20 protein-coding genes and 1 riboswitch are annotated in these 26,811 nt (G+C 70.8%); of the genes, 12 read left to right on the top strand and 8 right to left on the bottom strand.

Annotated elements, in window-relative coordinates; genetic code table 11:
• Positions 1-151: 151 nt before the first annotated feature.
• From ndk to V7Q42_RS00120, 5 genes are all read right to left on the bottom strand, one after another.
• Entirely contained in the window at positions 152-574 is a 423-nt protein-coding gene (gene ndk / locus V7Q42_RS00140; RefSeq protein ID WP_333821561.1) for a nucleoside-diphosphate kinase, read from the bottom strand.
• Between the two features lie 198 nt (positions 575-772).
• On the bottom strand, positions 773-1,555 hold the full coding sequence (locus tag V7Q42_RS00135) for a response regulator transcription factor (RefSeq protein ID WP_333821560.1): 783 nt from the start codon (positions 1,553-1,555) through the stop codon (positions 773-775).
• The gene (locus V7Q42_RS00130) at positions 1,552-3,324 is read right to left on the bottom strand and encodes an ATP-binding response regulator (protein WP_333821559.1); all 1,773 of its coding nucleotides are present in this window, start codon (positions 3,322-3,324) and stop codon (positions 1,552-1,554) included. Before V7Q42_RS00130 ends, V7Q42_RS00135 begins: the two co-directional genes overlap by 4 nt.
• On the bottom strand, positions 3,321-5,738 hold the full coding sequence (locus tag V7Q42_RS00125; protein WP_333821558.1) for an ATP-binding protein: 2,418 nt from the start codon (positions 5,736-5,738) through the stop codon (positions 3,321-3,323). Before V7Q42_RS00125 ends, V7Q42_RS00130 begins: the two co-directional genes overlap by 4 nt.
• A 134-nt stretch (positions 5,739-5,872) precedes the next feature.
• Positions 5,873-6,832, bottom strand: a complete 960-nt coding sequence (locus V7Q42_RS00120; RefSeq protein ID WP_333821557.1) for a hypothetical protein — start codon at positions 6,830-6,832, stop codon at positions 5,873-5,875.
• Between the two features lie 434 nt (positions 6,833-7,266).
• On the opposite strand from V7Q42_RS00120, the gene V7Q42_RS00115 reads away from it, so the two are divergent.
• The gene (locus V7Q42_RS00115) at positions 7,267-7,896 is read left to right on the top strand and encodes a hypothetical protein (RefSeq protein ID WP_333821556.1); all 630 of its coding nucleotides are present in this window, start codon (positions 7,267-7,269) and stop codon (positions 7,894-7,896) included.
• Here V7Q42_RS00115 and V7Q42_RS00110 read toward each other — a convergent pair whose 3' ends face one another.
• The gene (locus tag V7Q42_RS00110) at positions 7,897-9,372 is read right to left on the bottom strand and encodes an MDR family MFS transporter (RefSeq protein ID WP_333821555.1); all 1,476 of its coding nucleotides are present in this window, start codon (positions 9,370-9,372) and stop codon (positions 7,897-7,899) included.
• A gap of 186 nt (positions 9,373-9,558) precedes the next feature.
• Positions 9,559-10,671, bottom strand: a complete 1,113-nt coding sequence (locus V7Q42_RS00105) for a pyridoxal phosphate-dependent aminotransferase (protein WP_333821554.1) — start codon at positions 10,669-10,671, stop codon at positions 9,559-9,561.
• A 379-nt stretch (positions 10,672-11,050) separates the two neighbouring features.
• Here V7Q42_RS00105 and V7Q42_RS00100 point away from each other — a divergent pair, with 379 nt between their 5' ends.
• The 9 genes from V7Q42_RS00100 (at position 11,051) to V7Q42_RS00060 (ending at position 23,153) form a co-directional block, all read left to right on the top strand.
• Positions 11,051-12,763: a DEAD/DEAH box helicase gene (locus V7Q42_RS00100; RefSeq protein WP_333821553.1), complete on the top strand. Its 1,713-nt coding sequence runs from the start codon at positions 11,051-11,053 to the stop codon at positions 12,761-12,763.
• Between the two features lie 185 nt (positions 12,764-12,948).
• Positions 12,949-13,144: riboswitch (cobalamin riboswitch) on the top strand.
• A gap of 36 nt (positions 13,145-13,180) precedes the next feature.
• Positions 13,181-13,612 carry a DUF1636 domain-containing protein gene (locus tag V7Q42_RS00095; RefSeq protein WP_333821552.1) on the top strand — a complete coding sequence of 144 codons (432 nt, stop codon included), beginning with the start codon at positions 13,181-13,183 and terminating at the stop codon, positions 13,610-13,612.
• Between the two features lie 235 nt (positions 13,613-13,847).
• Positions 13,848-14,882: a cobalamin biosynthesis protein CobW gene (gene cobW / locus V7Q42_RS00090; RefSeq protein ID WP_333821551.1), complete on the top strand. Its 1,035-nt coding sequence runs from the start codon at positions 13,848-13,850 to the stop codon at positions 14,880-14,882.
• A gap of 298 nt (positions 14,883-15,180) precedes the next feature.
• Positions 15,181-19,005 carry a cobaltochelatase subunit CobN gene (locus V7Q42_RS00085; RefSeq protein WP_333821550.1) on the top strand — a complete coding sequence of 1,275 codons (3,825 nt, stop codon included), beginning with the start codon at positions 15,181-15,183 and terminating at the stop codon, positions 19,003-19,005.
• A complete protein-coding gene (cobG, locus tag V7Q42_RS00080) occupies positions 19,002-20,315 on the top strand; it encodes a precorrin-3B synthase (RefSeq protein ID WP_333821549.1) in 1,314 nt (437 codons plus the stop codon). Before V7Q42_RS00085 ends, cobG begins: the two co-directional genes overlap by 4 nt.
• Positions 20,316-20,329: 14 nt before the next feature.
• Positions 20,330-20,974 carry a precorrin-8X methylmutase gene (locus tag V7Q42_RS00075; RefSeq protein WP_333821548.1) on the top strand — a complete coding sequence of 215 codons (645 nt, stop codon included), beginning with the start codon at positions 20,330-20,332 and terminating at the stop codon, positions 20,972-20,974.
• Between the two features lie 5 nt (positions 20,975-20,979).
• Complete coding sequence (locus V7Q42_RS00070; protein ID WP_442958148.1) at positions 20,980-21,708, top strand: precorrin-2 C(20)-methyltransferase; 729 nt, start codon at positions 20,980-20,982, stop codon at positions 21,706-21,708.
• The gene (cobJ, locus tag V7Q42_RS00065) at positions 21,705-22,475 is read left to right on the top strand and encodes a precorrin-3B C(17)-methyltransferase (RefSeq protein WP_333821546.1); all 771 of its coding nucleotides are present in this window, start codon (positions 21,705-21,707) and stop codon (positions 22,473-22,475) included. Before V7Q42_RS00070 ends, cobJ begins: the two co-directional genes overlap by 4 nt.
• A 96-nt stretch (positions 22,476-22,571) precedes the next feature.
• Positions 22,572-23,153, top strand: coding sequence for a hypothetical protein (locus tag V7Q42_RS00060; RefSeq protein WP_333821545.1), 582 nt, complete (start codon positions 22,572-22,574; stop codon positions 23,151-23,153).
• A gap of 219 nt (positions 23,154-23,372) precedes the next feature.
• Here V7Q42_RS00060 and eno read toward each other — a convergent pair whose 3' ends face one another.
• Positions 23,373-24,650: a phosphopyruvate hydratase gene (gene eno, locus V7Q42_RS00055; protein ID WP_333821544.1), complete on the bottom strand. Its 1,278-nt coding sequence runs from the start codon at positions 24,648-24,650 to the stop codon at positions 23,373-23,375.
• Between the two features lie 411 nt (positions 24,651-25,061).
• Here eno and queF point away from each other — a divergent pair, with 411 nt between their 5' ends.
• The gene (gene queF / locus V7Q42_RS00050; RefSeq protein WP_333821543.1) at positions 25,062-25,520 is read left to right on the top strand and encodes a preQ(1) synthase; all 459 of its coding nucleotides are present in this window, start codon (positions 25,062-25,064) and stop codon (positions 25,518-25,520) included.
• Positions 25,521-25,897: 377 nt separating this feature from the next.
• Complete coding sequence (locus V7Q42_RS00045) at positions 25,898-26,797, top strand: LysR substrate-binding domain-containing protein (RefSeq protein WP_333821542.1); 900 nt, start codon at positions 25,898-25,900, stop codon at positions 26,795-26,797.
• The last annotated feature ends 14 nt before the right edge of the window (positions 26,798-26,811 follow it).

Here is a 26,811-nt window from a genome sequence, read left to right as displayed (position 1 = left end):
TCACGGCCCGACCGGCCGACGCCCGTTCGGACTAGCTTTCGCCGATGAAGTTTCGAAAAAGTCGAAACTTCATCGGCTGGATATGAGAAGGCCCGGACGTCGTCGAGACGCCCGGGCCGTCGAAGAGGTCGGAGATGCGGTCGGCGTGCGATCAGCCGACGATCTCGAGGCCGGAGAAGAAGAAGGCGATCTCTTCGGCGGCGGTCTCGGGAGCGTCGGAGCCGTGCACCGAGTTCTCGCCGATCGACAGGGCGAAGTCCTTGCGGATGGTGCCCTCGGCGGCGTTGGCCGGGTTGGTGGCGCCCATCACTTCGCGGTTCTTGAGGACGGCGTTCTCGCCCTCGAGCACCTGGGCGACGATCGGGCCGGAGGACATGAACTCGGTCAGCTCGCCGAAGAACGGACGCTCCTTGTGGACGGCGTAGAAGGCCTCGGCCTGACGGCGCGACAGCCACAGACGCTTGGAGGCGACGACGCGCAGGCCGGCGGCCTCGAAACGCGCCACGATCTGGCCGGTCAGGTTGCGCTTGGTGGCGTCGGGCTTGATCATCGAAAAGGTGCGTTCGATCGCCATCTGAGGAATTCCTCTCGTCGGTTCACTCGGGAAGGGCCGATATCTCGGCGGGTGGCGCGCTCTTAGCACCGCGCGCGAGCCCCGCCAAGGCGGAGCGCACCGAAATCGCCGCGGCGATCGCGCCGCATGGTCGCGGAGCCGCCCCCGGTCGGTCGAACTCGGCCCGTACCGGCGCCAAGGCCCCCTGCCCCGTCGCTCTCACCCTTCGCCGCCCGTCCCGCGCTCCCGCCGGCCCGGCACGTAGATGTAGCCGGCGCCGCGCACGGTGCGGATGAAGGTGGGTTCGGACGGATCCGGCTCGATTTTCTTGCGGATGCGGGCGATGCGCACGTCGATGGCGCGATCGAAGGCTTCCGGATCGCGGGCGTGGGCGAGATCGAGCAGCTGCTCGCGGCTGAGCACCCGGTTGGGATGATCGACGAAGGCCTCGAGCAATTGGAATTCCGAGGTGTGGAGCACCGTTTCGGCACCGGTGACGCGGTCGACGAGGCGGCGGGAGGCGCGATCGAGCAGGCGGTCGCCGAAGACGACGGGTTCCGCCCGCGGGACCGACGGTGCGGCGCGTTTCGGCTTGGCGACCGCCGGGGGCGACGCCGGTGGCGGCGGCGCGGCGACCCGGCGCAACACCGAACGGATGCGCGCCACCAGTTCGCGCAGCTCCGCCGGCTTGGCGAGGTAGTCGTCGGCGCCGAGTTCGAGACCGACCACCCGGTCGATCGGGCTCGCGGTCGAGGTCAGCATGATGACCGGGACGCCGCCCATCTCCTCCTTCAGCCAGCGCAGCACCGACAGGCCGTTCTCGCCCGGCATGTGGAGGTCGAGCACCACCAGATCCGGCGCCCGCTCGGCCATCTCGGCGCGCAGAGCCGTGCCGCCGTCGAGGGCGACGACGTCGAAGTCGTGGAGGGCGAGATAGTCGGCGACGGTCTCGCGGGTGTGGGGATCGTCGTCGACGACGGCGATGCGCGCGTCCGTCGTCATGGTCCACCTCCCTCGCCGCCGATCGCCTCGCCGTCGAGCGCCGGCAGGACGATCTCGAAGACCGCGCCGGAGCCGCTCTCGGCGTTGAGCGCACCGATGTGGCCGTCGTGCAGGCGGACGATCTCGTGGGCGATCGACAGGCCGAGACCGGTCGAACCCTCGCCGCCGGTCGGTTGCGCCGACAGCCGCTGGAATCGACCGAAGAGCCGACCGAAATCTTCCGGTGAAAGGCCCGGCCCCTGATCGGCGACGGTGACCACCGCCCGATCGGCGACCCGCCGCACCACGATCTCCGCGGTCCCGCCGACCGGCCCGTATTTCACCGCGTTGGAGACGACGTTCTCGACCGCGTCGCGCAACCGGTCGGGATCGCCGCAGATGCGGATCCCGCTCTCGCCGCGCCAGATCAGCGTCTGGTTCTTGCGGGCGGCGAGCGGGCGCAGGTGGTCGACGACGTCGTGGACGAGGTCGGCGAGGTCGAGCGCCACCGGACGGATCGAGACCTCGACCGCGTCGGTGGCGGCCTGGGCGACGAGATCGCCGATCATCCGGTTCATCGCCGTCGCCGGCGCCGCGATCTTGCCGACCTCCGCCTTCAGGCGTGCCGGATCGATGCCGGGCTTCTCCATGAGCTCGCCGATGATCTCGATGCGGCCGAGGATGGCGGCGAGCGGGTTCTTGAGGTCGTGGGCGACCATGCCGAGGAGTTCGGCCTTGAATTCGTTGGCGCGGCGCAGGGTCTCGCGCTGATCCGCGAGGCGACGCGCCGCGTCGCTGAGCTCGCGGGTGCGCACCTCGACGCGCTGCTCGAGCTCGACGTTGGTGGCCTGCAACCGCTCGAGCAGCAGCACGTTCTCGAAGGCGACCGAGAGTTTGCCGCAGAAGACCTCGACCAGCGCTCGGTCGGTGGCCGACAGGTGCTTGGCGACATCGAGCACCACGGCGATCTCGCGGCCGCTCGAGGTGCGGATGTAGAGGATCGAACGGCTCTCCAGGAAGCAGTGGTGACGCTCGGCGAAGGCGGCGTCGATGGCGCGGCGGGTGTCGACGTCCAGAGCCCCGGTCCCCGCCGCGGCGACGCCGGAATAGACGCCCGACCCGGCGATCACCGACAGATCTTCGGCCCTCGGATCCTGCGGCCGGTCGCGCACAACCAGCATGCCGGCGCAGTCGACTTCGAGCAGCGAGGCGACCTGGGTCAGCACACCCTCGGCGAAACGCTGCATCGAGCGGGTGTCGAACAGCGCGGTCGCCGCGTCGATGATGATCTCGAGACCGCGGCGCGTCTCCTCCATGCGCAGCAGCTGCTGATGCGAGCGGATGGCCGCGGTCAGCGCGGTGAACAGCTTGTCGGCGGTGAGTTCGGTCTTCGCCTTGTAGTCGTTGATGTCGTAGTCGACGATGACGGCGCGTTCCGGCGCCTGTCCGGGCTGGCCGGTACGCAGGATGATGCGAACGAGGTCGTTGCGCAGTTCGCCGCGGATGAACTCGACGAGTTCGAGGCCGGCGGTCTCGGACTCCATCACCACGTCGAGCAGGATCACCGCCAGATCGGGGTTGGCGCGCACCAGTTCGCGCCCCTCCGCCGCGGAGAAGGCGGAGAGGATCTCCAGACCCTGGCCGGCGAGCGCATAGTCGAACAGCGCGAAACGCGTGCCGTCGTGGACCGCCGGATCGTCGTCGATCACGGCGATCTTCCAACTGCGCGCCGGCCGCTCCGGCGCGTCGTCGCTCTCGGCGGCGAAGACCAGGAGGTCGTCGTCGCTCATCCCTCGTTCTCCTTCGTTCGACCGCGCTCGGGCTCCGCCTCGTCCTCGGGTGCGACCGCCGGCAGAGTCATGCGGAAGCGACACCCTCTCCCGGGCGCCGTCTCCAGGGCGATCCGCCCTCCCAGGCGGTGCGTGACGATGTTGTAGACGATGTGCAGCCCCAATCCACTCCCTCCGGCGCCGCGACGGGTGGTGAAGAAGGGTTCGAAGGCGTGGCGCGACACCACGTCGCTCATGCCGACGCCGTCGTCGGCGAAGACGACCTCGATCCGCCCGCCGTCGAGACGGCGAGCCTCGAGTGTCATGTGCCCCGTCGCGGCCCCTTCCGGCCAGGCGTGGGTCAGGGCGTTGACGAAGAGATTGGTGACGACCTGCCCCCAGGCGCCGGGATAGCTGTCGAGCACGAGCCCGTCGGGGACGGCGACGTCGAAGCCGATGCCGGTCGCCCTGAGACTCGGCCGCAGGCTCGAAGCGATCTGCCGCGTCGCGTCGGCGAGGTCGAAGGCGCGGCGTTCGGAATGGGTGCGGTCGACCGCGACCTGTTTGAAAGATTGCACCAACTCGCCGGCGCGCGTGAGGTTGGCGACCAGTTGGCGGGCGGCGTCGCGGGCGCCGGCGACGAAATCGTCGAGGCGCGATCGGCGCAGTTGTCCGCCGGCGAGTTCACGCTCGAAGTCGACGACGCGACGCTCGAGGCTCGACGCGACGGTGAGGCCGATGCCGACCGGATTGTTGACCTCGTGGGCGACGCCGGCGACCAGACCGCCGATGGCGGCGAGCTTCTCCGCCTCGATCAGATTGCGTTGGGCCTCGGCCAGTTCGCGCAGCGCCCGCTCCGCCCCTTCCTTGGCGAGCCGCATGTCCTCTTCCGCGGCGCGTCGATCGGTGACGTCGTAGATCCAGAAGACGTGCGCCGGACGGCCGGCGAACTCGATCGGCCGCACCTCGAGCAGGCCCCACCAGGTGGCGCCTTCTCCGCGACGCATCAGCGCCTGCCAGCCCGAGACGCCGCCGCCGCGCACCACCGCCTCGGAGAGGCGGACCGCATCCTCCGGATCGGCGAAGTGATCGCGCGGCCGCGGCGGTTCGGCGCCGTCGGGCAGGCCGAAGAGTTCGTCGTAGCGATGATTGCGGAAGGTCGGCCGGCCGTCGCCGACGGAGAGGATGGCGATCCCGATCGGGCTGGTCTCGAGCAGACCGTACCACCGCCGCTCCTGCTCGGCGTGCTCCTCCTCGCGGCGGCGGAACCCGGCCACCTCCTGGCGGAACACCTCGATCGACCGCGACATGGCGCCGATCTCGTCCTCGGCGTCGAGACCGGGGATCGGCCGGTCGGTGTCGCCGACCACCACCGCCCGCATCGCGCCCTGCGCCGCGGCGAGCGGCGTGCGGATGGTGCGGGCGACGAAGGCCGAGGCGAGGAGACTGAGGCCGGCGAAGATCAGCGCGAGGACGGCGAAACGCCCGGCGGCTGCGGCGAGCAACCGGTCGTAACGGGCGATGGCGTCGCGTTCGCGGGCGGTCTGGTGTTCGAGGGCACGTTCGAGCAGGTCGATCATCCGGGCTCGATTGGCCTCGAGCGTCCCGGTGAGCCAGCGGGCGTGGCGATCGGCGACGTCCTCCAGCCGCCCGAAGATCGAATCCATCGCCACGATCTCCGGCAGGAAGCTCTCGACCGCGTAGCCGCGCGCATCCGGCGACGGCGACCGGCCGATCTCGCGCAGAGCGGCGGCGAAGGTGTCGCGGGCGCGACGCGCCGCTTCGAGTTGCTCGCTGCGTCGCTCGTGGCGATAGGCGACGAGATTGACCCGGAACTCGGCGAAGCGGTCGTAGGCGGTGGCGACCAGCGGGCGCAGAACGACGTCGTTCGGCCGGATGGCGAGGTCGAGCGCGTCGAGACGGACCCGCACCTGCGGCACCAGATCGGCGAATTCGGTCTCGTAGATCATGCGGATGTCGATCTCGAGCCCGCGCAGATCGTCGAAGCCGAAGAGGTAGTGGCGGGCGACCTCGGCGAAGTCGTCGAGGTCGGTGGAGCCGGCGCTCCGCGTCTCGTCGAGCGAGCGCAGCAGCACCCCGGTGAAGCGCGCCTTGGCGTTCTCGACGTCGGTGCGGTGCGCCTCGTCGGGTCGCAGCAGGAAGGCGCCGACTTCGCGATGGAGGGCGTGGACGGCACGCTCGAGGTCGAACAGGGCCTCGTCGACGTCGTGAGCGGCGCGCAGGTCGCTCCAGGCCCGTCGCAGTTCGCCGCCGCTCCAGGCGGTCGCCGCGGCGAGGGCGAGGAGCGCCACGACGTTGACGACGACGACGAGACCGATCCGGCCCGGAATCGAGATGCGCCGCAACAGCGACCCGACGGCCCGCGACATCGCTCCCTGCGATGCCGAGCGTGGATCGGCGCCCCCCGTGGTCATCCCGACGTCGCTCCTTCGCTGCGGCCGCGCGCGACCACGGCATCCGGCCTCGGCTCCGCCGCCGATTTCGGACGGCGAGTGAAGCGCCCCGCGCGAGGTGCGTCAACCGGCGCTCCGGCCCGGCCCTCCGCGGCTCACCTGCCGCGGAAGTCGCGGAAGCCGATGTCCGGGGCGGAGGTGTTGTGGGTGGAGGGCACGCTCCGGGCGAAGGCGACGTCGGCGGCCTTGCCGTCGACGTAGTCGACGACGACCGTGGACGTCGGGGCGGCGCCGGGCGTGGCGCGCACCACCGTTTCGGCGGTGTCGGCGTTGCCGGGCGCGACATACATCGAACGCAACGCCGCGAAGGGCAGCTTCGACGTGTCGACGCCGTCGAACGAGACCTCGACCGCCGAGCGGCCGACCTCGATCGCCTCGAGCGCCACCACCGCCTTGCCGCCGGTGGCGAAGTCGATGGTGAAGGCCACTTTCTTGGGATCGAAGGCCACCGCCTTGTAGGCGACGAAGGGCCGGGTACTCACCTCGACCGGGCCGAAGAGGAAGGACGAGCCGTAGGCGACCTCGCGCATGCGGAAGGGCGGCAGGCCCTTGAGCCGCCAGTAGCCGTCCTGCGGGTAGAACACCAGGAACTCGATCGGCCCGGCCGGCGTCTTGCGCCACAGCTGGACGAGGTGGAGGAAGTTCTGGGTGAGCTTGCCGACCGTCACCGGCACCACGGTCGGACGCCAGAAGTCGGGATAGACGACACCCTTGAGGACGTATTCGTCGTCCTCCCACAGCACCGCGGTCGGCGGCGTGTAGTGCGAGCCGTCGGCGCCCCCCGAGCCGCCGAAGCTGCAACCGGAGAAGTCCGGCGCGGTGATGTCGCGGACGATGGTGTCGACGTAAGGAGGCGTCTTCGCCTCGACGGTGAAGCTCGCCACCTTCTCCGAGGTCAGCGTGTAATAGACGTTGTCCTCTTCGGCGCAGGTCGTCTTGTAGGACTTGTTGTGCAGGTCGATGGAGATCGCCTCGCCGGCGATCGCCGCGCCGCCGATCGCCGCCGACATCGCCATCGCCGAGATCCACGCAAGGCCCCAGGTCTTCCTCGACATCGTCCCACTCCCCGAAGGTCCGGCCCGGATCGGGCCTCTTCGTCGTGGTCCTAGCGGTCGCGCGGATTTCGGGCAAGAGCAAGGCCCCCTGCCCTGCGGGTAATCGCTCGAAGCGCTTCCGCCACCGTCCGCCCGAGGCGCCCCCTCCCTTCCCCCCTCGCGGGGGAAGGTGGCCCGCAGGGCCGGATGAGGGGAGCGCCGCGAAGCGGCAACCGGAGGCGGGAGCCGCGAGCACCGAAGGCGGGGAGAGGTTCAGCCCCCTCATCCGCCCTTCGGGCATCCCTTCTCCCGCGAGGGGAGAAGGGATGCCCGCGGCGCGTCCTTTCGTGATCCGGCAAGCCGATGACGCGTCGAGCGGTTGCCCTGCCCTCGCAATGCCGCGATCGCGCCCCCATCTGTCGATGCGCCCATCACACCGCCGCACCGAGGCGAGATTGACCGACCCCGATCCCCACTCCTCCGCGACGCCGCGCCACCCGATCGTCCGGGCGCTCCTGCGCCTGCCGTTGCTCGTCGCCGCGACGATCTACTTCCTGATCGACGACGTGGTGCTGGCGGCCTTCCGGCCGATCTTCGCCGCCCTCGCCGAGCTGCGGCTGTTCGCACGCCTGGGCGAGGCGCTGCATCGATTGCCGCCCTATCCGACGCTCTTCGTCTTCCTCGTGCCCTTCGTGGTGTTGGAACCGTTCAAGCTCTGGGGCCTGTGGCTCCTCGGCACCGGGCGATTCTCCGCCGGCGCGACGATGCTCGCCGTCGCTCACCTCTCGTCGATCGTCCTGGTCGAGCGCCTGTTCCACGCCACCCGCGACAAGCTCCTCACCATCGGCTGGTTCGCCTGGACCTACACCCGGGTGATGGCGCTCTACGACTGGTCGCTCGGCCGCCTCAGGGCGACGACGGCATGGCGAGCCGCGGCGGCGATGGTGCGGCGGGTTCGCGCCGCCCTGCGCAACGCCGCGGCGCATCTGGCGCCCGGCTTCGCCGCGATCCGAACCGCCGTACGCGCCGCTTGGGTGAACCTGCGGCGCGGTCTCGGGCGGCTGAGACGCGCCGCCGACCGCTGATCACGACGCCTCGCCCGAGCCGCGCGCCGGCGCACCGCGCCCGATGAGCGGGCGCTCCTCCAGAAACGAGAAGATAACGAGGCCGATCGCCTGTCCGAGCGTCGTCATCGCGAAGATGCGGCGGAAGGTCGATCCGGCGAGCGTCACCTCCTCGGGCGACAGGCCCGCATGGCCCATTCCGCCCTCGATCGCGTCGCCGAGACCGGAGGCGAGGAAGATCGCACCGAGGATGGCGACGATGACCACCGTGCCGAGGGCCCGGAAGAAGGCGTGGGTGGCGGTGGCGACGCCGAGATCGCGGCGATCGACGGCGTTCTGCACGACGACCGTCGACAGCGGGAAGAGCGCGCCGGTGCCGAGGCCGGCGGCGACGAGGAATATCTCCGCCGCCCAGAACGGCAAGGTCGCCGCGCCGAGAGCGAGGCCGGCGTTGGCGACGACGCCGAGGGCCGCCCCACCGAGCGCCACACGCTTGTAGTGGGTGACGCGGGCGAGCATCCGGCCGCCGGCATTGGCGCCGACGACCGTGCCGAGGGTCAGGCCGATCAGCCCGAAGCCGGCGTTCGCCGCGCCGAAGCCGTGGACCTGGGCGAGCCAGATCGGCACGTAGACGGAGAGCGACAACCAGCTGCCCATGACGAAGAACATCGCCGAGGTGGTCACCGCGACGACCGGATTGCGCAGCACCGTGAGCGGGATCAGCGCCTCCTCGACCCGCGCCACGTGGCGGCCGAAGGCGGCGAAGGCGGCGACTGCCACGGCGAAGAGCCCGAGCACCTGCGGCGAGGTCCACGGCATCCGCGAACCGCCCCAGGTCAACGCCAGCATCAGCGCCACCGTGCCGCCGACGATCAACACGGCGCCGACGAGATCGAGGCGCTGGGGGCGGGAGACGTCGGGCAGATGGCGCATGGCGCGGGCGATCATCACCATGGCGACCACCGCCAACGGCAGATTGACCCAGAAGATCAAAGACCAGTGCAGATGCTGGGCGAAGACGCCGCCGACCACCGGACCCGAGACGCTCGCCGTCGCCCAAACGAGCGAGATCCATCCCATGTAGCGGCCACGCTCGCGCGGCGGCACCACGTCGCCGATCACCGTCTGGACGAGGCTGATCAGCCCGCCGCCGCCGAGCCCCTGCACGGCGCGACCGATCACCAGCATCGTCATGTTCGGCGCCAGCGCGCAGAGCGCCGAGCCGACGGTGAAGACGGCGATGGCGGTGTGGAGCGTCGCCTTGCGGCCCTTCAGGTCGGCGAGCTTGCCGTAGAGCGGCGTCACAGCGGTCGAGGTCAGGAAGTAGGCCGAGACCACCCAAGAGAGATATTCGACGTCGCCGAGCGCCGCGCCGATGGTCGGCAGCGCCGGCGCGACGATCGACTGGTCGAGCGCCGCGAGCAGCAGCACGACCATCGCGCCGAGCACGACCGTCAGGCGCTCGCGATCGCCGAGCGTGGGAAAGCCTTCACCCATGGGAACTCTCGCGGCGCCGGAATCGGCGCGGGTCATCGGGAAATCCCTACACTAGGGTGCCGCCCGCCGCCCGCCACCCCCGCGAACGCCGAGGCGCCATGCGTCGACGCGGTTCGCTCGCGATCCGCGACGAGCAGGAAATCGCACCGGTGGTTCGCTCCCGCGTCGAGCCGATACCCGCCCCCCTCACCCGCGTGCGTCGGCCAGCGCCCCGGGGAGCGCGGCGGCGAGGAGATCGAGGTCGGCGTCGGTGCCGGCGGAGAGGCGGATGCAGCGATCCATCGGCGCCAGCCACGGCTTGCGCACGAAGAGATCGCGGGCGATCAGCCCGTCGAGTACGGCCTTGGCGAAGGCCCCGTCGCCACCGCAGTCGACGGCGACGAAGTTGGTCGCCGACGGCAGCGAGGTCAGGCCGTTGTCGGCGGCGATGGCGGCGATGCGGGTCTTGGCGCGGTTCACACTCGCCACCACGTGGGCGAGCCATTCGCCGTCGGCGAGCGCGGCGAGCGTCCCGGCCTGGGCGACGCGATTGACGCCGAAGTGGTTGCGGATCTTGTCGAAGGCCTTGGCGACCTCCGGCGCGGCGATGCCGTAGGCGACGCGCATCCCGGCCATGCCGTGCGCCTTGGAGAAGGTGCGGAAGCGGATGACGCGCGGATCGTCGGGGTCGATGGTCGTCGGCAGGGTGCCGTCGGGCGCGAATTCGCCATAGGCCTCGTCGAGGATGAAGAGCGAACCCTCGGGCACGCGCGCCAGCTCCCGCGCCACTTCCTCGCCCCACCACCAGGTGGCCATCGGATTGTCGGGGTTGGCGAAGTAGCCGAGCGGCGCGTCCTCGGCGATCAGCGCATCGACGAGACCCGGCAGGTTCTCGCGATCGTCGACGTAGGGCACCCGGACGAAGCGGGCGCCGTGGCCGGCGACGTGATAATCGAAGGTCGGGTAGCCGCCGAGCGAGGTGACGATCGGCGTACCGGGATCGGCGAAGAGACGGACCGTGAGGCCGAGCAACCCGTCGATGCCCTCGCCGACGACGATGTTCTCCGGCCGCACGCCGTGGTGCTTCGCCAACGCCACCTTGAGGTCGTGGTTCTCCGGGTCGCCATAGAGCCAAGCTTCGGTCGCGATCGCCGCCTGCATGGCGGCGATCGCCTTCGGCGACGGCCCGAAGACGCTCTCGTTGGCGCCGATCCGCGCCTTGAACAGGTGCCCGCGCGTCCGTTCGATCGCCTCGGCGCCGACGAAGGGTACGGTCGAAGGCAGGCTCGCCATCAACGGCGTGAAACGCGGCGACTTCATCTCGGGGCTACCTCGTTCTCGTTCGTCGTTGCATTTCCGTGGCGCCATCCATATCCCGAGCCGGCGGCGGCGCGGAAGTCGATTTCTCGCACTCGTGCCTTGATCCGAACACGAACTTCGGGCAGAAGGCCGGTGCGACGCCGTCGAAGCTCGGGAAGATCCCGCCGACGGAGGTCGGGAGACGCGTGACGGACGCCACGCGGGCAGCGACGGACGAAGATCCGATCGACCCGCGTTTCGTGTCTTCTCTCCGACCGCTCGATCGCTTCTCACCCGACAAGCCCCTTTTCACGCGGGGATCGTCATACGATCCCGACGCGCGCCCCCTCGTCCCGAGGACGTGGCGCGCCGGCGGCTTTTCGCACTCGAAAGACCCAACTTGACCAAGTTCACCGATTTCGGCCTCGACGCGTCCATCCTCGAGGCCCTCGCGGCGTCCGGCTACGAGACGCCGACCCCGATCCAGGCCCAGGCCATCCCGCATCTCCTGAAGGGCCGCGACCTTCTCGGCATCGCCCAGACCGGCACCGGCAAGACCGCCGCCTTCGCCCTGCCGATGATCCAGCGGCTGATCACCGATCGCCGCCGTCCCGGCCCGCATGCGACCCGCAGCCTCGTCCTCGCCCCGACCCGCGAGCTCGCCTCGCAGATCGCCGAGAGTTTCCGCACCTACGCCGCCGGTCTCGACCTCCGCGTCGAGGTGGTGTTCGGCGGCGTCTCCATCGGCAAGCAGGAGCGCGCCCTGATGCGCGGCGTCGACGTGCTCGTCGCCGCCCCCGGCCGTCTCCTCGATCTCGTCGACCGCGGCTCCTGCCGTCTCGACAAGGTCGAGATGCTGGTGCTCGACGAGGCCGACCAGATGCTCGACCTCGGCTTCATCCATTCGCTGAAGCGCATCGCCAAGCTGGTGCCGCGTCAGCGCCAGTCGCTGTTCTTCTCGGCGACCATGCCGCAGGCGATCGCCTCGCTCGCCGCCAACTACCTGACCGATCCGGTCGAGGTGGCGGTGACCCCGGTCGCCACCACGGTCGATCGCATCGAACAGGGCGTGTTCTTCTGCGAGACCCGTGAGAAACAGGCGCTGCTCGAGCATCTGCTGCGCCAGCCGAAGTTCGATCGCGTCATCGTCTTCACCCGCACCAAGCACGGCGCCGACCGGGTGGTGAAGCACCTCGCCCGTTCCGGCTTCGAGGCCGCCGCCATCCACGGCAACAAGAGCCAGCCGCAGCGTGAGCGGGCGCTCGCCGCCTTCCGCGACGGCGAGATCGGCGTGCTGATCGCCACCGACATCGCCGCCCGCGGCATCGACATCGACGGCATCTCCCATGTCGTCAACTACGACCTGCCGAACATCCCGGAGAGCTACGTCCACCGCATCGGCCGCACCGCGCGCGCCGGCGCCGACGGCTCGGCCGTCTCCTTCTGCAACGGCGAGGAGCGGGCGTATCTCAAGTCGATCGAGCGCCTCATCCGCCGCACCGTGCCGAAGCTGGCGCTGCCCCAGGGCCTCGCCGCCATGGCCGCGGCCCAGGCCAAGGAAGCCCGCCGCGACATAGACGACGACGCCATCGCGCCGCGCGGCCATCATCACGCCGGCCGTCCGCGCGACGACCGTCGCGGCGGCGAGAAGCGCCCGGCGCAGGCCGAGCAGCAGGCGCGCGGCGCCGGACCGCGTGGCAATCGCGGTCCGCGCGAGGAGTTCCGCGCCCGCGATGAACATCGCGTCCGCGACGAGGGCCGGGGTCGGGACGACGGTCGTCGTTCCGAGGAAGGACGCCGCCGCGACGACAACCGCCGTCGCGACGACATGCCGGTGAAGGCCATGCGCGACACCCGCCACGGCGAGAGCGTCGCAGGACGCAGCGGCCATGCCGCGCCGCGCGACCACGTGCGCCGCGACGGCCGCCCGCAAGGCGGTGGCGACCGCGCGGATCGTGGATACGGTGGCGAAGGCCGCCAGGAGCGGTCGTTCGGCGGCGACAACCGTCGCGACGGCAAGCGCGGCGGCGATCGCCCGATGACCCGCAACGGCGGCGCCGACAGGACCCGCGCTCAGGGCGACCGCCCCCGCGGCCCGCGCCGCGAGCGCTGATCGGCGATACCGACGACGATACGAGGAGCCCCGGAGCGGTCACCACCGCCCCGGGGCTCCGCCGTTTCGGCACCTCACCGGGGCGCACGACGCGGAACCAGCATCCCGACGAATGACCCGAGTGGAGAACGGAGCCATCGCCCTGGTCGCCGGTCGTCTCGATTGACTTCTCCGTCCACCGTCCCTCATATCGTCGACGCGACGGTCCTCCGGACATCCGGAGGTGAAAAGGGAACGCGGTCCCGACGAGGGGATGCCGCGGCTGCCCCCGCAACTGTGAGCGGAGAGCGACGCGCCGAGACGCCACTGGGATGATCCCCGGGAAGGCGGCGCCGAGCCGAGATCCGCGAGCCAGGAGACCTGCCGTCGTCCGATCCATTCCCCGATCCGCCGGTGGGGCGGAGAAAGAGGACCGACGTGACGACATCCCCCTCCCTCTCGTCGCCCGAAGCGGCGATGCCTTCGGCGAACCCCTCGCCGGTGACGATCATCCTCGTCTGCACCACCTGCCGCCGCGAGGGCGACACGCTCGACGCGCCGCACGCCGGCACCCGTCTCCATGCGGCGCTCGAGGCCGCCGCCGCGACGCGCGACGATGTCCGCGTCGTACCGGTCGAATGCCTGTCGGTGTGCAAACGTCCGGTGACCATCGGCTTCGGCGCTCCCGAGAAATGGACCTACGTCTACGGCGATTTCGACGCCGAGGCCGCCCCCGCCATTCTCGACGCCGCCGCCCTCTACGGCGCGGCAACCGACGGCCTCATCCCCTGGAAGAGCCGCCCCGACGAGCTCAAGAAGGGCGTCGTCGCCCGCATTCCGCCGATGTGTTTCGACGAGCGAGGCGGGTGATGGCGATGCTCGCGACAGCCCTCCACCATCGCCGTCACGTTGAAACCTCGCCCGCGGTTCCCCCTTCTCCCCTTGCGGGAGAAGGTGCCCGAAGGGCGGATGGGGGGTTCGTGGGCCGCCTCCCGCACCATGCCCGATCGATCCGCCCAGCCCCCTCATCCGGCGCTTCGCGCCACCTTCTCCCGCGAGGGGAGAAGGGTTCCGGGCTCCGCCCGGCAGTCTCCGAGGTCCGTTCATGACCACCTTCTCCAAGATCCCGGTCACCATCGTCACCGGCTTCCTCGGCGCCGGGAAGACGACGCTGATCCGTCACCTCGTCGAGAACGCCCGTGGCCGCCGGCTGGCGCTGGTGATCAACGAATTCGGCGACGTCGGCGTCGACGGCGAGATCCTGAAGTCCTGCGACGGCGATGCCTGCGCGCCGGAGGCGATCGTCGAACTCGCCAACGGCTGCCTGTGCTGCACCGTCGCCGACGATTTCCTGCCCGCCATCGAGGGGCTGCTGGCCTTGCCGAACCGCCCCGACCACATCGTCGTCGAGACTTCCGGCCTCGCCCTGCCCAAGCCGCTGATCAAGGCCTTCGACTGGCCGGAGATCCGCGCCAAGCTCACCGTCGACGGCGTCGTCGCGGTGGTCGACGGCCGCGCCGTGATCGACGGCCGCTTCGCCGACGATCCGGACGCCGTGCTCGCCCAGCGGGCGGAGGACGCCTCGATCGACCACGACAATCCGCTCGAAGAGGTCTACGAGGACCAACTGCTCGCCGCCGATCTGGTGGTGGTCAACAAGGCCGATCTCCTCGGCGCGAGCGATCTCACCGCGATCGAGGCGGAGATCCGCAAGGCCATTCCACGCGCCGTCAAGGTGGTGAGCGCCGCCGAGGGCCGGGTCGATCCGGCGGTGGCGCTCGGCCTCTTCGCCGCGGCCGAGGACGACCTCGCGGCGCGCCCGTCGCATCATGAGATCGAGGGCGATCACGACCACGACGACTTCGACACCTTCGTGGTGGAAGTCGCCCCGGCGCGTGATCCGGCTTCGCTGGTGGAGCGCCTGAAGGCCGTCGCCGAGAGCCACGACGTGTTGCGCATCAAGGGTTTCGTCGCCGTCGAGGGCAAACCGATGCGCCTCCTCGTCCAGGGGGTGGGCAACCGCTTCCGCCACCAGTTCGATCGCCCCTGGGGGCCGGAGGAGATCCGCGCCGGCCGCCTCGTGGTGATCGCCGAGAAGGGCCTCGACGAAGCCGCGGTGCGCGCCGCGCTGGCGGCGTGAGGCAGTCGGCGACCATCGCCTTCGCCACGGATTCCCCCTCGCCCCCTCGGCCGGCATCCCCGGCCGAAGCGAAGCGGAGGGGAAGGGGATCCATCGAAGGTTCCCCGAGGTGGTGAGGCCTATGGGTCCCCTTCCCTCGCCTTCGGCTCGCCGGGGACGACGGCCGGGTGCGGGGTTGCGCTTCGACCCTCTGTGGGCGGAGCGAACGAGACGTTCGCAGTCGTAATCCCGGCGGACCTCCCGCCCGCCTCGGTCGTCGCGTTGGCGCCCGACGCCACCAACCCGGAGCCACCACCCGATGCACCTCGTCGCCGACACGATCCGCTCGCTCGACGATACCGTCCAGGCGATCGATCTCGGCCAGACGGCGGGCGAGGTGGCGTTCCTCTCCTTCTCGGATTCGGATCTCGGCCTCGTCGCCGCCGTCCATGCCGGCCGCGCCGATCTGCCGAGCCTGCGCCTCGCCTCGCTCGCCGACCTGCGCCACCCCTATTCGGTCGACCTGTGGCTCGACGCGGTCGGGCGCAAGGCCCGCTTCGTCCTCGTCCGCCTCCTCGGCGGGCTCGACTACTGGCGCTACGGCGTCGACGAACTCGCCGCGGCGGCGCGCGCCCGCGGCTTCGATTTCGCCGTGGTGCCCGGTGACGCTCGCGACGACATGCGCCTCGACGCCGCCTCGACCCTACCGCTCGAGGACCTGCGCCGGCTGTGGCGCTGGTTCCAGGAGGGCGGCCCGGCGAACGTCGCCTCGGCGCTGGGCTGGATCTCGAACCGCCTCGGCCGCGAAGCCACGTGGGACGAGCCGCAGCCGCTCGCCGCGCATGGCCGCTTCGCCCCGGCCTGCCACGACGGTGACGGCCCGCTCGCCCTCCTCACCTTCTACCGCTCCTTCGTCACCGCCGCCGACACCGCACCGATCGCGGCGCTGGCGCAGGCGCTGGCGGCACGCGGCTTCGCGGTGCGCGCCGAATTCGTCACCTCGCTCAAGGACGGCCGCGTCGTCGACGGTCTCGGCCGGCTGATCGACGACCTCGCTCCCGCCATCGTCGTCAACACCACCGCCTTCTCGGCGCGGCTCGACGACGGCTCGTCGGTGTTGGAACGCGCCGGCGTCCCCGTCCTCCAAGCCGTCCTCGCCACCTGCGAGCGCCCCGCCTGGGAGGCCTCGACCCGCGGTCTCGGCGCGGCCGACCTCGCCATGAACCTCGTCCTGCCCGAGATCGACGGCCGCATCGCGACGCGGGCGATCTCGTTCAAGGGCCGCGAGGAACGCTCCGAAGCGCACCAGTTCGCCCGCGCCGTCCACGTCGCCGACGAGGCCGGCGTCGTCGCGGTCGCCGATCTGGCGAAGGCCTGGGTCGATCTCGCGGCGAAACCGCGGGGGGCGCGCCGCATCGGCCTCGTCGTCTCCGACTACCCCGCCAAGGGCGGCCGCACCGCCTATGCCGTCGGCCTCGACACCCCCGCGAGCCTCGTCGCGATCGCCGAGGACCTGCGCGAGGCGGGCTATGCGGTAGACGATGTCCCGGATGCGGACACGCTGATGCGGGTGTTGGAGGGACGCGAAGCCGTAGGGTGCAAAGAGCGAAGCGAATTGCACCGGCCGACCCTCCGGGAAGCCGATGCGCTCGACGCCCGGCACCTCGCCACCGAAACCGTCGCGCCTCCGAGCCCCCCCTCCCTGTCCCTCCCCCTCCAGGGGGGAGGGAACGATGGGGAGACGGCCTCCGTTTCGGCTGCCGACGATCACGCAGCGACGCTTGCTGACCGGTACGGTGGCACCGCCACCGGAAAGACGGATAAGGAGGAGCGCCCATCCGAGCCGCCTCATACGGCGATGCCGGACGTACTCTCCTCGCTCGCCCCACCCATCCCCTCCCCCCTCGAGGGGGAGGGCCAGGGAGGGGGGGCTGGACGCCGACTCGGAAGCGACGACCATCGTTCGGCCGACCGACCCGGCCGGGACGCCGAACGGTGCAATTCGCTTCGCTCCTTGCACCCTACGCCGCCGCGCCCCGACGCGACCTCACCCTCCCTCCCCCTCGCCCGCTACCGCACCCTCTTCGCCGCCCTCCCCGAGGCGTTCCGCGCCTCGGTCGAGGCCGCCTGGGGCGACCCGGCGACCGACCCGGACGTCGCCGGCGACGCCTTCCGCTTCGCCGCGCTCGACCTCGGCGCACTGACCGTCGCGGTGCAGCCCGATCGCGGCCGGCGCGACGCCCGCAAGGCCGAGTATCACGACACCTCGATCCCGCCGCGCCACGGCTACGTCGCCTTCTATCTGTGGCTGCGCGAAGTGGTCGGCATCGACGCGATGATCCATCTCGGCACCCACGGCACGCTCGAGTGGCTGCCGGGCAAGGCCGCCGCGCCCTCCCCGGCCTGCGCGCCCGCCGCGGTGCTCGGCGCGGTGCCGGTGGTCTATCCCTTCGTCGTCAACAACCCCGGTGAGGCGGCGCAGGCCAAGCGCCGGATCGCCGCCGTCACCGTCGGCCACATGACGCCGCCGCTCACCCGCGCCGGCTCCCACGGCGCCGCGGCCGAGATCGAGTCGCTGCTCGACGAATTCTCCCAGGCCCAGACGCTCGACGCCCGCCGCGCCCGGATGCTCGCCGCGACCATCCTGGAGAAGGCCCGCGACACCGGTCTCGCCGCCGAGAGCGGCATCGCCGACGGCGCCGACGAGGCCGAGGCGCTGACCAGGCTCGACGCCTGGCTCTGCGACCTCAAGGACGCCCGCATCGGCGACGGCCTCCACGTCTTCGCCCGCCCGCTCGCCCCGGCGCTGCGCACCGCGTCGATCGAAGCGCTGTCCGAGGGGCAGACCACGGAGGCGATCGCCGATCTCGAGGTGCGTCTCACGGCTTGCGCCGAGGCCGAGCGGCGCGGTCTGATCGCCGCACTCGACGGCCGCTTCCTCGCCCCCGGCCCGGCCGGGGCGCCGTCGCGCGGCCGCCTCGACGTGCTGCCCACGGGGCGCAATCTCTACGCCGTCGACCCGCGCGGGGTGCCGACCCGCACCGCCTGGGAGATCGGCAAGCGGACAGCGGACGAGGTGATCGCCACTTATGTCCAGGATCACGGCGACTGGCCACGCCGCATCGTCCTCGACCTCTGGGGCTCGGCCACCATGCGCACCGGCGGCGACGATCTCGCCCAGGCTTTCGCCCTGATGGGGGTGCGGCCGGTGTGGGACGCCGCCACCGCCCGCGTCTCCGGCTTCGAGATCCAGGTGCCGGCGAAGCTCGGCCGACCGCGCGTCGACGTGACGCTGCGCGTCTCCGGCCTCTTCCGCGACGTCTTTCCGGCCCAGATCGCCCTCTTCGACGAGGCGGTGCGCGCCGTCGCCGCCCTCGACGAAACCGACGAGGACAACCCGCTGGCGGAAAGCCGCCGCGGCGAAGCGACCGGCGCGGACGACGCCTATCGCGTCTTCGGCACCGCGCCCGGCGCCTACGGCGTCGGCCTCTCGACCACCATCGCCACCGGCGCCTGGGAGAACCGCGACGAGCTCGGGCAGCGCTATCTCGCCGCCTCGCACCACGCCTACGGCCGCGACGCCGAGGGGGTGGCGGCGCCCACTGCCTTCGCCGCCCGCGTCGCTGCGGCCGACGCTTTCGTCCACGTCCAGGACACCGCCGAACAGGACGTGCTCGATTCCGACGCCTTCGCCGAGCACGAGGGCGGTTTCGCCGCTGCCGCCGCCCGCCTCGGCAACCGGCCGGCGCTCTACCACGCCGACACGACGCGGCTCTCCCGCTCCAAGGTGCGCACGCTCGCCCAGGAGATCCAGCGGGTGGTCCGGTCGCGGGCGACCAATCCGCGCTGGCTCGACGGGCAGATGCGCCACGGCCATCGCGGCGCCGCCGAGATCGCCGAGACCGTCGGCAATCTCCTCGGCTTCGCCGCGACCACCGACGAGGTGGCGCCGACCGCCTTCGATCTGGTATTCGACGCCACCCTCGGCGACGACCGGGTGCGCGACTTCATGGTCGCGTCGAACCCGAACGCCGCCGCGGCGACCGCACGCGCCTTCGACGAGGCGATCCGGCGCGGTCTGTGGTCGACCCGGCGCAATTCGGTGGCGGGCCGCATCGCCGAAACCCTGGAGGCGGGACGATGAGCGGATCCGACAAGCCGAATCCCGAACTGGTCAAGGGCTGGTGCCCGGGCGCGCGTCGGCCGATGGAGACCGGCGACGGCCTCCTGGTCAGGCTGAGGATCACCGCCGGCTTCGTCTCGGCGGAGTTGGCCGGCGAGATCGCCGACCTGTCGCGCCGCTACGGCAACGAGCTGATCGACCTCTCCCAGCGCGCCAATCTGCAGATCCGCGGCGTCGCGGCCGAGAACCTCGACGAACTCCTCGGCCACCTCGACAGGCTCGGCATCCTCGACCCTTCGGCGGAGGCCGAGGCGGTACGCAACATCGTCCCCTCGCCGCTCGCCGGCCTCGACCCGACGGCGGCGATCGACGGCCGCGCCTTGGCGAGCGCCCTCGAGGCGCGGCTCGCCGGCGACCCCTCGCTCTTCGCCCTGCCCGGCAAGTTCGGCTTCGTCGTCGACGACGGCGGCCGCTTCTCGCTCGACGACGTCGCCGTCGACGTCAAACTCACCGGCATCCGCACCACTGTTGGGGCGCGCGTCATCGTCGCCGTCGCCACCGCCCCGGCGCATTGGCAGCCGATCGCCGTGGTGACGCCCGAATTGGCCCCCGAGCGCGCCGCCGACCTCGCCCGCGCCGTCATCACCTTGCGCGCCGGCCTTCCCGAGGCGCCGCGCCGCATGCACGAGATCGTGGCGCGGACCGGTATCGCCGCCCTCTTCCGCACGGCCGGCTTCGGCGAGATGTCGGCCGAGGTCGCGAGCCTGCGGCCGCGTCGCTGCGGCGCCGAGACGGTGCTCGGCGACCACACCCACGACGACGGCGCCTACATCGGCATCGGCGCGCCCTTCGGCCGCTTCACCGCCGATCAGATGGCGCTCCTCGGCGAACTCGCCGGCGAGCGGGCCGCGGGCGAGATCCGGCTGACGCCGTGGCGCGCCGTGCTCGTCCCCGGCGTGAAGCCGGAGAAGATGCCGCGCATTCGCCCGTGGATCGCCGCGGCGCGCTTCGTCTTCTCCCCGGACGACCCGCGCCTCGCCGTCGTCACCTGCGCCGGCTCGACCGGCTGCCGCAACGCCACCACCGACACCCGCGCCGACGCCGAGCATCTTTCGGCCGTCGCCCGCCGCTTCGCCCGCTCCGGCACGGTGCTGCACGTCTCCGGCTGCGAGAAGGGCTGCGCCCATCCCGGCCCGGCGCCCTTCACCCTGACGGCGCGCGCCGGGGCCTACGATCTCGTCCGCGACGGCCGCCCCTGGGATCCGCCGACGATCGAACACCTCACCCTCGAAGAGGCCGCGGCCGCCCTCGCCGACTACGCACCGCTGTGACTCCGGAGACCCGAATGGGCGACGCCCCGACCCGCCACGACTACATCCGCGACGGAGCCGCGATCTACGAGCGCTCCTTCCGCATCATCCGCGCCGAGGCCGACCTCGCCCGCTTCGCGAGCCCGGTCGAGGAGCGCACCGCAGTGCGCATCATCCACGCCTGCGGCATGGTCGAGGTCGCGAGCGACATCCTCTTCGCCCCCGGCGCCTGCGCGGCGGCCGAAGCGGCGCTGAATGCAGGCGCGCCGATCCTCTGCGACGCCGAGATGGTGGCGCGCGGCGTCACCCGCGCCCGCCTGCCGGCCGGAAACGAGGTGATCTGCACCCTCCAGGACCCGCGGGTGCCGGCGCTCGCGGCGGCGATGGGCACCACCCGCTCCGCCGCCGCGATGGAACTGTGGAAGCCGCACCTGAAGGGCGCGGTCGTCGCCATCGGCAATGCGCCGACCTCACTGTTCCGGCTGCTCGAGATGTTCGACGAGGGCTGCGACCTGCCGGCGGCGGTGATCGGCATGCCGGTCGGCTTCGTCGGCGCGGCGGAATCGAAGGAGGCGCTGGTCGAAGACGGACGCGCGCCGTGGCTGGTGGTGCGTGGCCGCAAGGGCGGCTCGGCGATGACGGCGGCGGCGATCAACGCGCTCGCCAGCACGAAGGAATGAGGCCGATGATCAAAGGAACCTTCCACGGCGTCGGCCTCGGCCCCGGCGATCCCGAACTCCTCACCGTGAAGGCGGTACGCCTGATCGAGGACTGCGGCGCGCTCGCCTACTTCGCCAAAGCGGGGCGACGCGGCAACGCCCGCACCATCGTCGACCGCTGGGTGCCGGAGGGCCTGCCGGAGCTGCCCCTCTACTACCCGATGACGACGGAAGCGCATTTCGGCGACGACGCCTATGTCGACGCGCTGCGCGCCTTCTACGAGGAGAGCGTCGCCCGCATCGCCGAAGTGCTCGATCAGGGCCGCGACGTCGTGCTCGCCTGCGAGGGCGACCCGATGTTCTACGGCTCCTTCATGCATCTCTACGTGCGCCTGAAGGACCGCTACCCGACGAAGATCACCCCCGGCGTCACCGGCATGGCCGGCTGCTGGGGCGCGGCCGGCCTGCCGATGACCTGGGGCGACGACGTGCTCACCGTCGTCCCCGGCACCCTCGACGAGGACGCTCTCGTAGAAAAGCTCGGCGCCACCGACGCGGCGGTGATCATGAAACTCGGCTCCAACTTCCCCAAGGTCCGCCGCGCCATCGAGCGCGCCGGCCTCCTCGACCGAGCGACCTACGTCGAGCGTGGCACCATGGCGGGCGAGCGCGTCGCTCCGCTCGCCGAGATCGGCGAATGCGGCGCGCCCTATTTCTCGCTGATCCTGATCCCCGGCGAAGGACGGCGGCCATGAGCGCATCCGACGCGGGTTGGCTGAGGGTGATCGGCACCGGACCCGGCCCCGACCACTGGATGACGCCGGAGACGGCGGCGATCCTGGAGCGGGCGACCGATCTCGTCGGCTATGCGCCTTACGTCGCGCGTTGCCCCGAGCGCCCCGGCCAGATCCGCCACGCCTCCGACAACCGCGTCGAACTCGATCGCGCCCGCCACGCCCTCGAGATGGCGGCGGCGGGACGGCGGGTGGCGGTGGTCTCCGGCGGCGACCCCGGGGTCTTCGCCATGGCCGCGGCGGTGATGGAAGCGATCGACCTCGGCCCGGCAGCTTGGCGCAGGCTCGACGTCACCGTCCACCCCGGCGTCTCGGCGATGCAGGCGGCGGCGGCCCGTCTCGGCGCACCGCTCGGGGCCGACTTCTGCGCCATCTCGCTCTCCGACAATCTGAAGCCCTGGGAGGTCGTCGCCCGGCGGCTCGAGGCGGCGGCGACGGTCGACTTCGTCATCGCCCTCTACAATCCCGCCTCCAAGGCGCGGCCGAAACAGATCTTCGACGCCTTCGCGCTGCTGCGCGGCGTGAAGGCGCCCGAGACGGTGGTGGTCTTCGCCCGCGCCGTCGGCCGCCCCGACGAACGCATCGTGGTGACCACCCTCGCCGGCGCCGATCCGGGGCAGGTCGACATGGCGACCTGCGTCATCATCGGCAACTCGGCGACGAGGACCATCGACCGGGGAGACGGTCGCGAGCCCTGGGTCTATTCGCCGAGGTCGATCGCGGACTGACCCCTCATCGGGAAGAGCCCTCTGCGCGGGCGGATCATATTGCCGCTCGCGCTCGCCGGTGCGATCCTCCGCGGATCGAAACGAGGGAGACCCGTCATGCAGACGCGCTCGATCCCCCTTCTCGCGACGCTTCTCGCCCTCACCCTGCCCTTCGCCATTCCCGCTGCCGCCGGCGAGTTGACGCCTCTCGCCGAGAAGGCCGAGGCAGCACTTGCCGCCGGTAAGGCGGGTGCCGCGGTCGATGCGCTCGACGCGGCGCTCGACGTGGTGTGGAAGGCGACGCCCCTCACCTTCCGCAAGGCTCTGTTCGTCTCCGAACCACCGACCGGCTTCGGCGCCTATGTCGAACGCGCCGACGCCGTCTTCACTCCCGGTCAGCCGCTGCTCGTCTACGCCGAACCGATCGGCTTCGAGTGGAAACAGGCCGACGGGCTCTTCACCTGCGATCTGATCATCGACGTGGCGCTGCGCGATCCGGCCGGCAAGGTGCTGTTCGAGAAGCGCGAGATCGGCCGGATGGCGCTGAAGAGCCACGCTCGGAACCACGAGTTCATGATGAAGCTCGATCTCAATCTGCGCGGCCTGCCGGTCGGCGACTACGTGCTCGACGGCATCATGCGCGACGAGGTCTCGAAGAAGTGGGGCTCGTTCTCGCTGCCGTTCAGCGTCAAGGGGTGAGCGGCGCGCGGGCCGGTCGAAGGGTACTCTGGTCGTAGGGTGCGGTGAGCGAAGCGAACTGCACCGGCCGAACCGGATCGACGGCACGGAAACCGCCGCGGACGCCCATGGTACTATTCGCCTGCGGCTCGTCGCAGCCTACGAACTCCGAATCCCTCCGAAACGCGAAACGGCGGCCCGAGGGCCGCCGTTCGTGTCTCGTGAGCGCCGTCGCGCCGATCAGCCCTTGAGGATCGACAGGCCGGCGTAACGGGCGGCGTCGCCGAGCTGCTCTTCGATACGCAGCAGCTGGTTGTACTTGGCGAGCCGGTCGGAACGGGCGAGCGAGCCGGTCTTGATCTGACCGCAGTTGGTGGCCACCGCCAGGTCGGCGATGGTCGAATCCTCGGTCTCGCCCGAGCGATGCGACATCACCGCGGTGTAGCGCGCCTTGTGGGCCATCTCGACCGCCTCGAGCGTCTCGGTCAGCGAGCCGATCTGGTTGACCTTGACCAGGATCGAATTGGCCGTGCCCTTCTTGATGCCGTCGGAGAGGCGAGCGGTGTTGGTGACGAAGAGGTCGTCGCCGACCAGCTGGCACTTCGAGCCGATCAGATCGGTCACGAGCTTCCAGCCCTCCCAGTCGTCCTCGGCCATGCCGTCCTCGATCGAGATGATCGGATAGCCGCCGACCAGCTTGGCGAGGTACTTCGCCTGGGCCTTGGGATCGCGGGTCTTGCGCTCGCCCTCGTAGACGTAGGCACCATCCTTGAAGAACTCGGTCGAGGCGCAGTCGAGCGCCAGGAACACGTCCTTGCCGGGGGTGTAACCGGCCTTCTCGATCGACGCCATGACGAAGTCGAGCGCCGCTTCCGCCGACTTCAGGTTCGGCGCGAAGCCGCCCTCGTCGCCGACGTTGGTGTTGTGGCCGGCCTTCTTCAGCTCACCCTTGAGGGTGTGGAAGATCTCCGCACCGGCGCGCAGCCCCTCCGAGAAGGACGGCAGGCCGGCCGGCATGATCATGAATTCCTGGAAGTCGATCGGATTGTCGGCATGGGCGCCGCCGTTGATGATGTTCATCATCGGAACGGGGAGGACGCGGGCGTTGGGGCCACCGACGTAGCGATAGAGCGGCAGGCCGGCGGCGGCCGCGGCGGCCTTGGCGACGGCGAGCGACACGCCGAGGATGGCGTTGGCGCCGAGGCGAGCCTTGTTGGGGGTGCCGTCCAGCGCGATCATGGTGTTGTCGATCAGCACCTGATCCTCGGCGTCGAAGCCGCCGATGGCGTCGTAGATCTCGCCGTTGACGGCGTCGACCGCCTTGATGACGCCCTTGCCGAGATAGACGGCCTTGTCGCCGTCGCGCAGCTCGACCGCTTCGTGGGCGCCGGTCGAGGCACCCGAGGGAACGGCGGCGCGGCCGAAGGAACCGTCCTCCAGCACGACGTCGACTTCGACCGTGGGATTGCCGCGGCTGTCGAGGATCTGGCGGCCGACGATGTCTACGATGGCGGTCATGACACTCTCCTGGGGACGGGCCGATCTCGGGGGCCCGTGGTGAGCGGGGCCGGCCGCACTCCGCGGCCGTGGGGCTGGTTCGGCCGCTCGTCGCGGCCGGGAAAACGGCGTCGTCGGGCAGCTATCCGCGGCCCGCGGAGCCGGAGGAACGCGAGCGGCACCTCGGGCGAGGAGTCGCGGGCGTTCCACCCGCTTTCGCAGGCTGCTATAGCCGAGGCGAAAGCGGCTGACCACCCCGGCATTCGCCTTACGGCGGCGTGTCGTCGCCGTGAAGCCGGGGTCGGTCGCGCCACCGGGCGACGTTCGATCCGACCCGCGACGGATCCGACGCCGGTCCGGCCCATTTCCATGGAGCACATCGGTTCCGATCCGGCCCCGTCGCCCGATCGGTCCCGGCTCGAGGAGACGTCGATGAGCGAATTCGATCCCGCCCTGCAACTCGGCCGGCCGACCACCCTGCCGGCTTCACCCGATGCGGCGGTGCTCGACCGGGTGCCCAACCCGCAGGCCGACACCACCTACGTGGCGCGCTTCACCGTGCCGGAATTCACCTCGCTCTGCCCGGTCACCGGCCAGCCCGACTTCGCCCATCTGGTCATCGACTATGTCCCGGGCGAATGGCTGGTGGAATCGAAATCGCTGAAGCTCTACCTCGCCGCCTTCCGCAACCACGGCGCCTTCCACGAGGACTGCACCGTGGCGATCGGCCGCCGTCTCGTCGACCTGCTCGCCCCGCACTGGCTCCGCATCGGCGGCTACTGGTACCCGCGCGGCGGCATCCCGATCGACGTCTTCTGGTCGACCGGCAAGCCGCCGGAGACCCTGTGGATCCCCGACCAGGGCGTGCCGCCCTACCGCGGGCGGGGGTGAGCCCTCACCTCGCCGCACACCGGACCTCGTCCGGCGTCCCGTGACGCACAGGGCGCGGTGATCGCTTCGGGCCACCGTCGATCGACGACGTCGCGACCCGTGGCCGCCGCTGTCGCGCGACCGTCGCGGAACCCGAGGTCGCGGCTGAGATGATCCGACAGGATGTCGACCCGGAGGGGAGACCGCCGCCACGGGCGCGCGCGGATGGCCACCAGGATGCCGCTCAATCGAGACGAGGCGAGCGCCCGCCACGCCGCAAGTCCGACGTTTCCCATGAACGAGCCTCTTGATGCGCGTATCGAAGAGCTGCATTTTCATGGAGAAAACCTCGTCTTACCAATGAATGCTCCAACTCGACGCATCGAAGGAGCTCATGCATGACCCAACCGCATCAGATCCCCTTGAACGCTTTGAGAGTGTTCGACGCGGTGGTGAGCCACATGAGTTTCACCAAGGCGGGGGAGACGCTCGGCATCACCCAGACGGCGGTCAGCCATCAGATCCGCCTCCTCGAAGAGCTGCTCGGCGCGCAGCTCTTCCACCGGAGAACGCGTCGGATCGAATTGACCGAACTCGGAGCCCGGCTCGCGCCTCGTGTCTCCCAGGCGTTCGGCCTTCTCGACGAAACGTTGAGGACGGTCCTGACGGCGTCGGACGAGACCCTGGTCATCAGCACGACGCCGACCTTCGCCGCCCATTGGCTGGCGCCCCGCATCGGCAAGTTTCAATTGGCCGCACCGCGCATGGCGGTACGCATGACCGCTGGCCTCGACATCGTCGACTTCTCTCGCGAACCGGTCGACGTGGCGATCCGCTACGGCGTCGGCGGCGAGCTCGGACTGGTCGCCCACGAATTGATGCGGGTCGACTACGCGCCGATGCTCTCGCCGCGCCTGCTCGCCGACGAGGGGCCGATCCGCGAACCGCGTGACCTGTTGCGCCTGCGCCTGATCGATCCCTCCGACCCCTGGTGGCGCAGGTGGTTCGACGCCGCGGGCGTTCCCGACGCCGATCTCGACGGTCGCCCCCTCACCCGTTTCGGGTCGCAGACCTACGAGGCCAATTCGGCGATCGCCGGCCACGGCGTCGCCATCCTGACTCCCGCCTTCTACCGGGCGGAGTTGGCCGCCGGCCTCCTGGTCCAGCCGTTTCCGCTCGCCTGCGACGACGGCCGGCACGCCTATCGACTGCTCTATCCCGAAACCCGGCGTCACCAGCCGAAGATCAGGATGTTCCGAGATTGGCTGTTGCAGGAGATCGCCGAACCGTCGACCTGAGCCGAGCCTCGCCG

It is taken from the genome of Pinisolibacter sp. (assembly GCF_036782435.1).
GTDB lineage: Bacteria > Pseudomonadota > Alphaproteobacteria > Rhizobiales > Ancalomicrobiaceae > CALBKH01.
Note: the sequence above shows the minus strand (reverse complement) of the source record. Positions and strands in the feature narration are given on the sequence as shown.

Bases quoted from the DNA above. Each gene is read 5' to 3' on its own strand.
- V7Q42_RS00085 (WP_333821550.1), top strand. From the start codon at position 15,181: ATGCACCTCGTCGCCGACACGATCCGCTCGCTCGACGATACCGTCCAG.
- V7Q42_RS00075 (WP_333821548.1), top strand. From the start codon at position 20,330: ATGGGCGACGCCCCGACCCGCCACGACTACATCCGCGACGGAGCCGCG.
- V7Q42_RS00060 (WP_333821545.1), top strand. From the start codon at position 22,572: ATGCAGACGCGCTCGATCCCCCTTCTCGCGACGCTTCTCGCCCTCACC.
- cobG (WP_333821549.1), top strand. From the start codon at position 19,002: ATGAGCGGATCCGACAAGCCGAATCCCGAACTGGTCAAGGGCTGGTGC.
- V7Q42_RS00045 (WP_333821542.1), top strand. From the start codon at position 25,898: ATGACCCAACCGCATCAGATCCCCTTGAACGCTTTGAGAGTGTTCGAC.
- V7Q42_RS00110 (WP_333821555.1), bottom strand. From the start codon at position 9,372: ATGGGTGAAGGCTTTCCCACGCTCGGCGATCGCGAGCGCCTGACGGTC.
- V7Q42_RS00135 (WP_333821560.1), bottom strand. From the start codon at position 1,555: ATGACGACGGACGCGCGCATCGCCGTCGTCGACGACGATCCCCACACC.
- V7Q42_RS00130 (WP_333821559.1), bottom strand. From the start codon at position 3,324: ATGAGCGACGACGACCTCCTGGTCTTCGCCGCCGAGAGCGACGACGCG.
- queF (WP_333821543.1), top strand. From the start codon at position 25,062: ATGAGCGAATTCGATCCCGCCCTGCAACTCGGCCGGCCGACCACCCTG.
- cobJ (WP_333821546.1), top strand. From the start codon at position 21,705: ATGAGCGCATCCGACGCGGGTTGGCTGAGGGTGATCGGCACCGGACCC.
- V7Q42_RS00070 (WP_442958148.1), top strand. From the start codon at position 20,980: ATGATCAAAGGAACCTTCCACGGCGTCGGCCTCGGCCCCGGCGATCCC.
- V7Q42_RS00125 (WP_333821558.1), bottom strand. From the start codon at position 5,738: ATGACCACGGGGGGCGCCGATCCACGCTCGGCATCGCAGGGAGCGATG.
- eno (WP_333821544.1), bottom strand. From the start codon at position 24,650: ATGACCGCCATCGTAGACATCGTCGGCCGCCAGATCCTCGACAGCCGC.
- ndk (WP_333821561.1), bottom strand. From the start codon at position 574: ATGGCGATCGAACGCACCTTTTCGATGATCAAGCCCGACGCCACCAAG.
- cobW (WP_333821551.1), top strand. From the start codon at position 13,848: ATGACCACCTTCTCCAAGATCCCGGTCACCATCGTCACCGGCTTCCTC.
- V7Q42_RS00120 (WP_333821557.1), bottom strand. From the start codon at position 6,832: ATGTCGAGGAAGACCTGGGGCCTTGCGTGGATCTCGGCGATGGCGATG.
- V7Q42_RS00105 (WP_333821554.1), bottom strand. From the start codon at position 10,671: ATGAAGTCGCCGCGTTTCACGCCGTTGATGGCGAGCCTGCCTTCGACC.